Here is a 12,620-nt window from a genome sequence, read left to right on the forward strand (position 1 = left end):
GGTCGCGGGGCATGCTCAAGGCCTGCGGCCTTTCGCTTTGTGGCTGTCGCCACATGGTCCGGAGAAAACAAAAACTGTCCGGGACGCAGCGTCCTTTGGACTGCTGTGTCCCGGACAGTTTTTGTTTTCTCCGGACCGCCCGGCTCGTAGCTTTAAAAAATTTCCTTGCTTTTATAAATAATATGTGGTAATATGTGAAACAATTTATAGAAAAAGCAAAGAACGGGACTCTTATCAGGGGAAACGACAGGAATGCGGCGTCACCGACTGAGAGCGCTGCTTGTGAAAGCTGATGTAGGGAACACCCGGGAGCTGGTTATCTGAAATTCCTCTGGAACGTAGGGTAATCCGTGTAACACGCGTTAAGTGTAAGAGTGGATGAGGCGATGAAGCATTTTGTTGGAAGTGCCGTCTTGTCAATGCGGGTGGTACCGCGGATTTGAATGGAATCCGTCCCGGAATGCAGTTTTACTGTATTCCGGGACTTTTTTACGTTTTCGGATAGTATCTGTATTTGTACAGTACCGTTATTTTGTCCGGGATTAATATTCCGTCCGGAATGTATATTCCGTCCGCCCCGCAGCCGGAACCTGAAAACCAGCCACGCAAAAGGAGACCAGACTATGAAATTTTTAACAGGAGTCCTGCAAAAAGAAACAAGGGAGCTTACCGACCTTCTGGAGCCGGAAATGGAGGGTGCCCTGGTAACAGTAAACGGCGCTGTCCATACCATCCGGGATATGGGGCCAATAGCTTTTGTAATCCTCAGGAAGCGGGAAGGGCTGCTGCAGTGCGTATACGAATCGGAGGAAGCGGACTTTTTGCTGAAGGATGTGAAGGAGGCCGCTGCCGTAGAGGTATCCGGCATATTGACGCTTTCCCCTAAGGCGCCCTCCGGAGTGGAAATCCGGATGAAGTCGGTGAAAATCCTTTCGGAGCCTGCGGAGCCGATGCCTATCCCTGTTTCCAAGTGGAAAATGAACGTATCTCTGGAAACAAACCTGGATTTGCGGCCTATATCCCTGAGGAATATCAGGGAACGTGCCAAATTCCGTATCCAGGAGGGTATCGTGCGGGGTTTCCGGGAATTCCTTACTTTACAGGGCTTTACGGAAATCCATACTCCCAAAATCGGTTCCAAAGGGGCCGAGGGAGGCGCCAATATATTCAAACTGGATTATTTCCACCGGCCTGCGGTCCTGGCACAAAGCCCTCAGTTTTATAAGCAGATGATGGTAGGGGTATTTGACCGGGTGTTTGAAACCGCCCCCGTATTCCGGGCAGAAAAGCACAATACCAAGCGTCATCTGAATGAATATACCTCCCTGGATTTTGAAATGGGTTATATTGACGGTTTTGAAGATATCATGGCAATGGAAACCGGCGTTCTGCAGAATATCATGCGGCTTCTCGGAAAGGAATACCAGAGGGAGTGCGGGCTTCTGGAAATAGAACTTCCCGGGACGGATAACATCCCCTGTGTCCGGTTTGATGAAGCAAAGCGGCTGGTGAGCGAAAAGTATGGCCGTCCTATAAGAAACCCCTATGATCTGGAGCCGGAGGAGGAAATGCTTATCGGAAGGTATTTCAGGGAAGAGTATGGCAGTGACTTTGTTTTCGTCACCCATTATCCCGCCAAAAAACGTCCCTTCTACGCCATGGAGGATCCGGAGGATCCCACCTTTACCCTGAGCTTCGACTGTCTTTTTAAAGGGATGGAGATTACCACAGGGGGACAGCGTATCCACGATTACCACATGCTTATGGAGAAAATACGCAGACGGGGTATGACGGAGGAAGGAATGGAACATTACCTGATGGCATTCCGATACGGCATGCCGCCCCACGGAGGCCTCGGCATCGGCCTGGAACGCCTTACCATGAAGCTTATCGGAGAAGACAACGTCCGCGAAACAACCCTGTTTCCCCGTGACTTGAACCGGTTAGAACCGTAAAGGGAAACACAGACTTGATGCCGGTTCAAGTCATGTGGGACTATGAACCGGTTAGAACCGTAAAGGGAAACACAGACTTGATACCGGTTCAGGCCCGTTCCCAAAAAAGAAAGGAGCCATATCATGGCAAATAAAATCAGTGATGAAACAATCGAATATGTGGGGATTCTCGCTAAACTGGAGTTGTCCGGGGAAGAGAAGGAACAGGCGAAAGCCGATATGGGCCGTATGCTGGACTATATAGATAAGCTGAATGAACTGGATACCGAAGGCACGGAGCCAATGACCCATCTTTTTCCCGTGACCAATGTATTTCGGGAAGACGAGATAACGAACACGGATATCCGGGAGGATCTATTGAAAAATGCGCCGGGGGTTAAGGATGGTATGTTCAAAGTACCCCGTACCGTATAGGCAGATGCCTGTGCATACCCGGTGCCCGGACAGCCCCGACGGCGGGGCGGAAAGAGAGGGAATCATGAGCCTGATGGATTGTACGGCCCTGGAGTTGGCCGATAAGATAAAAAGAAGGGAATATACCTGTCAGGAAGCCGTACAGGAGGTATTCGCGGAGATAGAGAAAAAAGAAGACTGTTATCATTGCTATATCAGTCTGGATAAAGAAAAGGCCCTGCAAAGGGCAGAGGAGGTACAGGATGCCATAGATGCGGGTGAACCCGCAGGCCCTCTGGCAGGGGTGCCGGTGGCTGTTAAGGACAATATCTGTACGGAAGGTGTGGAAACCACCTGTGCCTCCCGGATCCTTTCCGGATTTGTACCCGCTTTCCATGCCAAAGCCGTAGCCAATCTGGAAAAAGCGGGAGCTATTATACTGGGAAAAACCAACATGGACGAATTTGCCATGGGATCCACCACGGAGACTTCCGCTTACGGAGTAACCAGAAACCCCTGGAATCCGGGGCATGTGCCCGGAGGTTCCTCGGGCGGTTCCGCGGCGGCAGTTGCGGCAGGTGAATGCTTTTTCGCCCTGGGCAGCGATACCGGAGGCTCCATCCGCCAGCCCGCAGGATTCTGCGGAGTGGTGGGAATGAAACCCACCTATGGTACGGTTTCCCGATACGGCCTGATAGCCTACGGTTCTTCACTGGATCAGATCGGCCCCCTTTGCAGGGATGTCTCTGACTGTGCTGCGGTTCTGGAGGTGATAAGCTCCCGGGACACAAAAGATTCCACATCCCTGGAGCGGGAAACGGATTTTACCTCCGCCCTGACTGCCGATGTGGACGGAATGCGGATTGGAATCCCCAGGGATTATTTAGGGGAAGGCCTGGATCGCGAAGTGAAAGAGGCCGTATTGCAGGCAGCTGAGGAATTGCGTAAAAGGGGCGCCGTTTTGGAAGAGTTTGACTTAAGCCTGGTGGAATATGCCATCCCTGCTTATTATACCATCGCTTCCGCGGAAGCCAGTTCCAACCTGGAACGGTTCGACGGCATCAAATACGGCTATCGGGCAAAGGCGTATGAAGGCCTGCATTCCATGTATAAAAAGACTCGATCCGAAGGCTTCGGCCCGGAGGTAAAACGCCGTATAATGCTGGGATCCTTCGTCCTAAGTTCCGGCTACTACGATGCTTATTATCTGAAGGCGCTCCGGGTAAAAGCCCTGATAAAAAAAGCATTTGACGAGGCATTCGGACGGTTTGACATCCTGCTGGGGCCGGTGGCTCCCACCACGGCTCCTGAGCTTGGCAAAAGCCTGGCAGACCCGCTTACGATGTATCTGGGTGATATTTATACCATCTCCGCGAACCTGGCAGGGCTTCCTGCCATCAGCCTTCCCTGCGGGTTGAGCGGCAACGGCCTGCCCATAGGGCTTCAGTTGATTGGCGATTGCTTTCAGGAGAAAAAACTGATCCGCGCGGCATATACCTATGAAAAGGCAAGAGGCGCTTTCCCATGTGCCCCGCAGTCACCTGTGTACGGTCCGGCCGGAGAGGCACAGGCGGCGGAAAAAGCATGCGGCGCAAAAGGTAGGGCTGCGGACGGAAAGGAGGCATAAGGAAATGGCAAAACAATATGAAACGGTTATCGGCCTGGAGGTCCATGTGGAACTGGCGACCAGAACTAAAATATTCTGCGGCTGTTCCACGGCCTTCGGCGGATCCCCCAACACCCATACCTGCCCGGTATGTACCGGCATGCCAGGTTCCCTTCCCGTTCTGAACAAACAGGTGGTGGAATATGCCGTGGGAGTCGGTCTGGCGGCAAACTGTACGATTACCAGGTACTCCAAATTCGACCGGAAAAACTACTTTTATCCCGATAATCCCCAGAACTATCAGATCTCCCAGCTGTACCTTCCCATTTGCAGAGACGGCTATGTGGAAATCGAAACAGCCGCAGGGGCCAAACGTGTGGGAATTCATGAAATCCACATGGAAGAGGATGCGGGAAAACTGATCCATGATGAGTGGGAGGACATTTCCCTGGTGGACTACAACCGTTCCGGCGTGCCTTTGATCGAAATCGTTTCCGAGCCGGATATGCGCAGCGCGGAGGAGGTCATAGCCTATCTGGAAAAGCTGAGGCTGATCATCCAATACCTGGGGGCTTCTGACTGTAAACTGCAGGAAGGAAGCATGCGTGCGGATGTCAATCTCTCCGTGAGAGAGGCAGGAACAACTGCATTGGGAACCAGGACGGAGATGAAAAACCTGAATTCCTTTAAAGCTATCGCCCGCGCCATTGAAGGGGAAAAAGAACGGCAGACGGCGCTTCTGGAGGAAGGGAAGATCGTGATCCAGGAAACCAGGCGCTGGGATGACAACAAAGAATATTCCTATGCCATGCGCTCCAAGGAGGACGCCCGGGATTACCGCTATTTTCCCGATCCGGATCTGCCGCCGGTATTTATCAGCGATGAATGGCTGGAACGAATCCGGAAAAAGCAGCCCGAATTCCGGACGGAAAAAAGGGAACGTTACAAAAAAGAATATCAGATTCCGGATAAAGACATAGAGATCATTACCGGATCCAAACGACTGGCAGATTTGTTTGAAGAGACGGCCAAAGCCTGCGGACAGCCCAAAAAGGCCAGCAACTGGATTATGGGAGAAACACTGCGTCTTTTGAAGGAAAGAGGGGAGGAGCCGGAGGATATCCGTTTCTCCCCGGCACATCTGGCAGCCCTGATAACGATGGCGGACAAAAAGGAAATCAACGGGAATACTGCAAAGGAAATTTTCGAAGTCATGTATGATACCGATGTGGATCCCCAACGGTATGCAGTGGAAAAAGGGCTGAAAACCGTGAATGACGAAGGCCTTCTGCGCAGTACGATAGAGAAGGTGGCAGCGGATAACCCGCAGTCTGTGGCGGATTATCAGAAAGGGAAAGAAAAGGCCATGGGCTTCCTGGTAGGGCAGACAATGAAAGCCATGAAGGGGAAAGCGGATCCGGCTATGGTGAATGCCATTTTAAAGGAAATATTGTAACGGATCATACCGGGGCGCCACGGGAATGGAAGCCCCGGTAATTGATTAAAAGCATAGGACTCAAATCTCGCAGTTGCCGAATGGCCATCCGCCGGCTGTCTGTGAGGTTTGAGTCCTATGACCCTATTGCCGGAAACGATTCAGGAAAAATTCCCGGTGTCCTGCCCGCTGCAGTTCATGGCCACACAGTTGCGGCCGGAATTTTTTGCCCGGTAAAGCGCCCGGTCCGCCTGTTCATAGAGCGTGATAAAATCAAAGGGGGTCATAACGGAGGCGGCGCCAATGCTTACTGTGACAAATGGGCTGACCTCATCGTCTGCGGCAGGGAGCTTAAGCGCGAGTATTTCTGACAGAATCCGTTCTGCCATCCGAAGGATTTCATCCGGAGAATAATCAACAAGGGCTACCAGGAATTCCTCTCCGCCGTAACGTGAGGTAATATCATAGGGGCCTTTTGTACATTCTTTTACCGTATCGGCCACTTTCTTCAGACATTGATCGCCCTGCTCGTGTCCGAAACGATCATTATATTTTTTAAACAGATCGATATCTATCATCAGAAAGCCTGTGCGGACGGGATGGTCAAAACGGGGCAGAATTTCCTGCAGCTGTTCCTGTATTCCGCGGCGGTTACACAGGCCGGTCAGGGGATCCGTCCGGGCGAGATCCATCAGTTTCTGGTTGGAGATCTTCAACTGTGCCATCATAATCTCATTCATTTTATAAGAGCTGTAAAGCATGCGGGACAGAATCCATGCAAAAATGGCTATTAGCGGAAATTGCAGCATCTGCTGAGGTGCCAGCCCGCTGTAAAGGGCAAAGGAAAACATAACAGCCGTGTCTGCGCAGAACAGCAGAAGGGACTCCTTCCAGGTAAGGAGGGGAAACGCGGCTGTGAGGATGAGCAGATAGATGAAATTATTAGTGGAGCCTCTGGTGCAGATTTCCAACCAGATAAAGACCAGCATTCCCAGTGAAAAGAGCCACCAGAAGGAGCGGTAAAGAAGCCGGCAGTGCCCTGCGGCAGCAAAAGAACGGCGGAGCACCAGATAAGCCAGCAGGATGGCGGAGACCATCAGAAGAATCATCAGAATCCCCGCTGGCAGATAAGCAGCCCGCAGACTATCTTCTGAGGAAGTCAGAAGGATTGTTATCTGATTAATTATTTCAATCAACAAAATAATCGCGGCAAAAGGGATAAGCCTTTTGACGTTATTTTTAGCAATTTTAAGTGCAACCTTCTTCTCCAGCTCAGGAGAGTGCTCTTGCTGTGCTGTCTGAAAACGGAATAATCCTTCTTTTTCTTCACGAAATATTCGTTTTATAAAAATCATAAGCTTCCTTTACGATCCTTTTCTAATAGAATAAAACCATTATACTATAGCTCTTTGCATACCGTCAAAATGATTTTATTGTCAAAAAGTCGGTTTTTTGATTATGATCATACAGCTTTTCCGTAACCGTTCAGACGCCCCCTTGTGTCCTGCGGCATCCCCTTCCCTGCTTTTTCCTGGGGCGGCGGTGCTGCAGGACACAAAGGGGCGTCTGAACGGTTACGCTTTTTCAATATAAATAATGACATTCCTGCTACAAAACTTGATTTATTATTACTACTGTGATATTTTAAATTTATCTATGTTTATTTTTTCTGCCGGTAAGTAATGTCGGGTTTAAGGGGGGCTGCTATGACTATTGACCCTATAGAAAAAGAAATAAAAGAACTTCAGGAAGAAAATTCCCGGCTTAAAATGCTAAGTGAGGTTGACGGTCTGACCGGTCTTTACAACAGAGTGGCGGGAGAACGGATAATCAATGATAAGCTCCGTAAGAATGCCGGCGGCAATTTTATGGTAATAGATGTTGACGGTTTTAAAAGAATTAATGACAGATACGGCCACCTGTTCGGAGATGATGTACTTCGGGGGCTGGCGGAGCTGATGAGGGATATTTTCCGAACGGAAAATCTGGTCGGCAGGTTCGGCGGTGATGAGTTTGTTGTTTTCACTACGGAGAAATGGGATTCCCGGAAGGCGATGGAAAAAGGGAAGGAGCTCATACGCCGTATGGAGGAAATGGGACGGAAAATGGGCGTGGAGGATCGGTTTTCCGCGACGATTGGGATGGCATCCTATCAGGATAAAGATACGTATTCATCCATGTTCAGCCGGGCGGATTATGCCTTGCTGGAAGGGAAAAAGAGCGGAAAGTCAACGGTTTACCTCTATCGTGAGAGACAGAAGGAACTGCCGCCGCCGGAGACGGCGGAAAACAAAGGGGCGGAGGATACCGGGATAGACCGGGATATGGAGCTTATCTGGATGGAGCTGAGAGAGAAAGACAGGCCTCAGGGAGCGTATTGCCAGGATTATGAAACCTTTAAGCGTCTGTACCGTTTTGTGGAGCGGGGGCTTATGCGTGCACCCTCCAGTGCATATACAATACTGCTGACGCTGGTGGATGATAACAAGGCATATGTCACCCTTCAGGATAAAGAGCATCTGATGATAAGCCTGGGGAAAACCATTAAAGCCTCCCTTCGGAGCGGGGATGTATACACACAATACAGCAGCTGCCAGTATCTGCTGATGGTTATGGGGACGAGCCTGGAAAATGCATGGAAGGTTGTGGAACGGGTCCGATCTAATTTTACAGGGGACGCACAGGAGTATTCCGTGTATATCGGTTCCAATATACGGCCGCTGCAGTCGGCCGGAAGGGGCCTTTCCCATATGGAGGACACAAGCATAAAGAGTGGATGCAGCGATGGCAGGGACAACTAAGGAACAGAATGGAGTGCGGACAAAAGAATGAATAGAAGGATGGAAGACAAGACAAGTTTGAAGGTACATATGTTAGGAGGCTTTTCCCTGGTTTACGGGGGGAAAACGATTCCCAATAATTATTCAGGAACATCTAAAATGATGCAGCTGTTCCAAATTCTTTTGTACGCAGGAAGGGACGGCATTCCCAGGGGCGAATTGATCAGCCGCCTCTATGAAAGAGAGAATCTGGAGGATGCAGGGGCAACGCTGCGGGTAAATATTTACAGGTTAAGAAAATACATACAAAAACTGAACTGCTTTGAAAATACGGACTGTATCTGGTTCCAGGAGGGGATTTACCGCTGGAATTACTGTGCCGTCCCATTGGAACGGGATACGGATCTTTTCCTCACGACAGCGGAAGCTGCTTTGGAAGAGGAGGATCCGGATAAAAAGGTGGAGCTGTTAAAGGAAGCCTGCCGGATGTACCGGGGGGAATTCCTGCCGGAGCTGGCGGGGGAGGAATGGGTGGCCATAGAGAGCTGCAAGTACCAGAAGCTGTATGTGGACTGTATTAATGAAGCAGCCGTTCTTCTGAAGGAACGGGGGCAGTTCGGCGAACTTCTTGAGCTGAGCAGCCAGGCCAGCAGTATTTATTATTTTGAAGAATATTACCTGATGCAGATAGACTGTCTGATGGCTCTCGGCCGGTATAAGGAGGCAATGGAAATTTATGAGACAGCCGCTTCCTTTTACTTTGAGGAGCTGGGGCTGGAGCCTTCGGAAGAGATGATGGACAGATTCCGGCAGATGAGGGAAAAAATCCATTACAACGCATCGGTAATCAGTGATATCAAGCATGGCCTTCAGGAAGGGGAAAACAAAAACGGCGCCTACTTCTGCAGCTATCCCGGCTTTGTGGACTGCTACCATATCGTCTGCCGTATGTCGGAACGGAGCGGACAGCCGGCATTTCTCATGCTCTGCACCCTGGTGGACGGGGAAGAACTTCCCCTTACAGAGGACGCAAGGCTCGGCAACTGCATGGATAAGCTCAAGAGCGCCATCCGCTCCGCACTGCGCCGGGGAGATTCCTTTACCCGCTATGGAAACAACCAGTTCCTGGTGCTTCTGGTGGGAATTAAACAGGAAAACTGTGCCATAACCCAGAGCCGGATAACCAACTGCTTCTTAAGCTATGGCCTGCGGGGAAAGATTACGGTACGTTACGAGATCTATCCCGCAACGGAAGAGGACGGGACAGCCGGAAACCTGCTGTTCCATCAGCCTTCCGACTGGCAGAATACCTGAGTGGGGATTGGAAGAAATGCCTTGTCCCGGGACATAAAAAGTACGCCGCTTTCAAATAAAAGCGGCGTACTTTTTATGTCCGGTTCCCTACTCCATATCCAGGTATTCCAGGAATTTAACAGCGTTATCCACATGATCCGAATTGATGACAATACCGAATAACGCATCATTAGTGACGGCATAAGCGCCGGTTTCCACTACCTTGGGGGCATCTGCAAGCTGGATCCCGATAGGAATTTCACCCTGATCATCCTCCGGCACATCATAATAAAAGAAACGATCCTGATACTTGTCAATCAGCTCCCGGGGAAGCACATCATTCAGATTGCAGAAATAGCCGGGTTCCGCATAATTGGTAAAGGTCTGGGTATCCGCCATGATTACATCCAGCTCCTTGGCGGCAACCAGCGCCATAAGCTTCTGCACATTTGCCATGGTATATTGATCCGTGGCCTCCTCCTGTATGGTGAAATTCATTTCCAGGGAAGTGGCGTATTCCTCGGTATCAATCTGTGCATATTCATTGAAACCATCCATAAAAGGTTCCGTATCCATTTCGGAATAGCCGTTGATAAACAATACGGATAATGCGCTGTCCTTGGCCGTGGCAATGGTGTAAATCAGGTTGCCTGCGAAAGCAATAACCAGAATGGTGACCAGCGTCGGCATCCTGTAATATTCCCAAAAATAAAGAAACTTTTCTTTTACGGTTTTTCCGGCCAGTTTCTTGTGCTGGGCTTTGATTTCATCTGAAACGGAATTTCCATCTGCCATATTCATCCTCACTTCCGCTGCTCGGTGCAGCTCTTTTGTCCTTTTTACTATGATAAGCGGTTGTTCAAATGATGTCAATGAAGCGTTTGGAACAACCTCTAAAATTTTTCTAAAATCCCTGTGAATTTTTGGCGAAACACAGGATTTGAAGGGATTCTTACTTGCAAGTTACAGGATTTTGTAATATCATATTACCTAAGAACGCGGCGGGTGAACTGTCTGGCTGAAAGGGTGGAATGTAAAATGGAGACTTACGTGGAATGTATGGTTAAGAAAAAACCGAGCGGGGCTATGGCGGCTCTGAAAATAGTATTGATTGGTATTGCTGCGGTTACCGGGCTGCTTGGGCTGATGGGGCTTATCGTTTTCCTGATTGTGGCCGTGGTGGCAGGTGTCGGGGCCTATTTTGTGAATCTGAATGCCAATCTGGAGTATGAGTACCTGTATGTGGACAAACAGCTTACCGTGGATAAGATTATGGCGAGGACAAGACGTAAAAAGGTGGAGACCTTTGATATGGAGAGAATGGAGATTCTGGCTCCCATCAAATCCTGGCATCTGGATGATTACAAAAACCGCCAGCTGAAGGAGATCAACTACAGCAGCGGTGTGGAGCAGCAGCCCGATATCCGTTACTGCATGATATATAATGGAGAGAAGAGGGTTATCTTCGAACCCAATGCGGCTATGGTAGCGGCAATTAAATCAATTGCACCAAGAAAAGTTTTTACGGATTGACAAGCGTCCGTAAGTCTGGTACACTTTTCAAAACACAAAACTGTCAGTAAGTTTACTGGCAGTTTTATATTCACATTTTTTTGAACTTTGTCCGTTCCCCACGGACAAAAAATCCAATCATTCAAATGAAAACAGGAGGAGAAGAAATGGGTCAGATTATTGGTGACGGCATTACCTTTGATGATGTGCTGCTGGTTCCGGCATATTCCAAGGTGATTCCGAATCAGGTTGACGTAACAACCTGGCTGACGAAAAAGATCAAACTGAACATTCCGATGATGAGTGCAGGAATGGATACCGTTACTGAGCACAGGATGGCGATTGCCATGGCGAGGCAGGGCGGCATTGGCATTATCCACAAGAACATGTCTATTGAAGCGCAGGCAGAGGAAGTTGACAAAGTTAAGCGTTCAGAAAATGGAGTTATCACCGATCCTTTCTCTCTTTCCCCGGAGCATACGCTTGAGGATGCGGACAACCTGATGGCGAAGTTCCGTATTTCCGGTGTCCCGATTACTGAAGGACGCAAGCTCGTTGGTATCATTACCAACCGGGATCTTAAATTCGAAACGGATTTTTCCAAGAAAATCAAAGAATCTATGACTTCTGAAGGACTGATTACAGCCAAGGAAGGCATCACGCTGGAAGAGGCGAAGAAAATACTCGCTAAGGCCAGAAAAGAAAAACTCCCTATTGTAGATGACAATTTTAATCTGGTGGGCCTGATCACCATTAAAGATATCGAAAAAACGATTAAGTATCCTCTTTCCGCGAAGGATGGACAGGGCCGTCTCCTCTGCGGTGCAGGTGTGGGTATCACTGCTAATGTGCTGGATCGCGTAGGAGCGCTGGTGGATGCCAAAGTGGACGTTGTCGTACTGGATTCCGCCCACGGACATTCTGAAAATGTGCTTAATTGCCTGCGTATGATTAAAGGAAAATATCCGGAGCTACAGGTAATTGCCGGAAATGTGGCTACCGGAGCGGCAACCAGGGATCTTATTGAAGCGGGTGCAGATGCGGTTAAGGTTGGTATCGGTCCCGGATCCATCTGTACCACTCGTGTAGTGGCGGGTATCGGTGTTCCCCAGGTAACGGCGATCATGGATTGTTACGCAGTAGCCAAGGAATACGGAATCCCCGTTATTGCGGACGGCGGAATCAAATATTCCGGTGATATGACCAAGGCTATTGCAGCCGGCGGCAGTGTCTGCATGATGGGCAGTATCTTCGCAGGCTGTGACGAAAGCCCGGGAACCTTTGAACTGTACCAGGGGCGTAAATACAAAGTATACCGCGGCATGGGCTCCATTGCCGCCATGGAAAACGGCAGCAAGGACCGCTATTTCCAGAACGATGCCAAGAAGCTTGTTCCGGAAGGGGTGGAAGGCCGCGTGGCATATAAGGGAACCGTGGAAGACACGGTGTTCCAGCTCATGGGAGGCCTGCGATCCGGTATGGGTTACTGCGGGACCCAGACGGTGGATGAATTGAAGGAAAACGGCAGATTCATCAAAATTTCGGCGGCATCCTTAAAAGAAAGCCATCCCCACGACATTCATATCACCAAGGAAGCACCCAATTACAGTGTGGATGAATAAGAGTAGATGTGCTTCCTTTGGAAG

Annotated in this window: 11 protein-coding genes; 9 read left to right on the plus strand and 2 right to left on the minus strand. The window is 49.7% G+C overall.

What is annotated here, in order from left to right:
- The 5 genes from DXA36_RS33315 to gatB all read left to right on the plus strand — a co-directional run.
- Positions 1 to 181, plus strand: a 181-nt coding sequence (locus tag DXA36_RS33315) for a hypothetical protein (protein WP_207666344.1), incomplete at its 5' end; no start/stop codon positions are given.
- Positions 182 to 623: 442 nt separating this feature from the next.
- Positions 624 to 1,955, plus strand: coding sequence for an aspartate--tRNA(Asn) ligase (gene aspS / locus DXA36_RS06715; RefSeq protein ID WP_118677578.1), 1,332 nt, complete (start codon positions 624 to 626; stop codon positions 1,953 to 1,955).
- A 123-nt stretch (positions 1,956 to 2,078) separates the two neighbouring features.
- Positions 2,079 to 2,369 (plus strand): Asp-tRNA(Asn)/Glu-tRNA(Gln) amidotransferase subunit GatC, encoded by a 291-nt coding sequence (gene gatC / locus DXA36_RS06720; RefSeq protein ID WP_118677580.1) that lies wholly within the window; start codon positions 2,079 to 2,081, stop codon positions 2,367 to 2,369.
- A 64-nt stretch (positions 2,370 to 2,433) separates the two neighbouring features.
- On the plus strand, positions 2,434 to 3,975 hold the full coding sequence (gene gatA / locus DXA36_RS06725; RefSeq protein ID WP_118677716.1) for an Asp-tRNA(Asn)/Glu-tRNA(Gln) amidotransferase subunit GatA: 1,542 nt from the start codon (positions 2,434 to 2,436) through the stop codon (positions 3,973 to 3,975).
- Positions 3,976 to 3,979: 4 nt separating this feature from the next.
- A complete protein-coding gene (gene gatB / locus DXA36_RS06730; protein ID WP_118677582.1) occupies positions 3,980 to 5,410 on the plus strand; it encodes an Asp-tRNA(Asn)/Glu-tRNA(Gln) amidotransferase subunit GatB in 1,431 nt (476 codons plus the stop codon).
- A gap of 140 nt (positions 5,411 to 5,550) precedes the next feature.
- Here the strand turns inward: gatB and DXA36_RS06735 are convergent, their stop codons facing one another.
- The gene (locus DXA36_RS06735) at positions 5,551 to 6,744 is read right to left on the minus strand and encodes a GGDEF domain-containing protein (RefSeq protein WP_118677584.1); all 1,194 of its coding nucleotides are present in this window, start codon (positions 6,742 to 6,744) and stop codon (positions 5,551 to 5,553) included.
- A 351-nt stretch (positions 6,745 to 7,095) separates the two neighbouring features.
- Between DXA36_RS06735 and DXA36_RS06740 the strand changes: the two genes are divergently transcribed.
- Together DXA36_RS06740 and DXA36_RS06745 are read left to right on the plus strand one after the other, a co-directional pair.
- Positions 7,096 to 8,190, plus strand: a complete 1,095-nt coding sequence (locus DXA36_RS06740; RefSeq protein WP_182478962.1) for a GGDEF domain-containing protein — start codon at positions 7,096 to 7,098, stop codon at positions 8,188 to 8,190.
- 27 nt (positions 8,191 to 8,217) lie between these two features.
- Positions 8,218 to 9,483 carry an AfsR/SARP family transcriptional regulator gene (locus DXA36_RS06745; RefSeq protein ID WP_118677588.1) on the plus strand — a complete coding sequence of 422 codons (1,266 nt, stop codon included), beginning with the start codon at positions 8,218 to 8,220 and terminating at the stop codon, positions 9,481 to 9,483.
- 87 nt (positions 9,484 to 9,570) lie between these two features.
- Here the strand turns inward: DXA36_RS06745 and DXA36_RS06750 are convergent, their stop codons facing one another.
- The gene (locus DXA36_RS06750; RefSeq protein WP_147366556.1) at positions 9,571 to 10,257 is read right to left on the minus strand and encodes a hypothetical protein; all 687 of its coding nucleotides are present in this window, start codon (positions 10,255 to 10,257) and stop codon (positions 9,571 to 9,573) included.
- A gap of 243 nt (positions 10,258 to 10,500) precedes the next feature.
- Here DXA36_RS06750 and DXA36_RS06755 point away from each other — a divergent pair, with 243 nt between their 5' ends.
- Positions 10,501 to 10,995 carry a DUF6106 family protein gene (locus tag DXA36_RS06755; protein WP_118677718.1) on the plus strand — a complete coding sequence of 165 codons (495 nt, stop codon included), beginning with the start codon at positions 10,501 to 10,503 and terminating at the stop codon, positions 10,993 to 10,995.
- Between the two features lie 146 nt (positions 10,996 to 11,141).
- Positions 11,142 to 12,596, plus strand: a complete 1,455-nt coding sequence (gene guaB / locus DXA36_RS06760; protein ID WP_118677592.1) for an IMP dehydrogenase — start codon at positions 11,142 to 11,144, stop codon at positions 12,594 to 12,596.
- Positions 12,597 to 12,620: the final 24 nt, after the last annotated feature.

The sequence above is a fragment of the Eisenbergiella sp. OF01-20 genome, assembly GCF_003478085.1.
Taxonomy (GTDB): domain Bacteria; phylum Bacillota; class Clostridia; order Lachnospirales; family Lachnospiraceae; genus Eisenbergiella.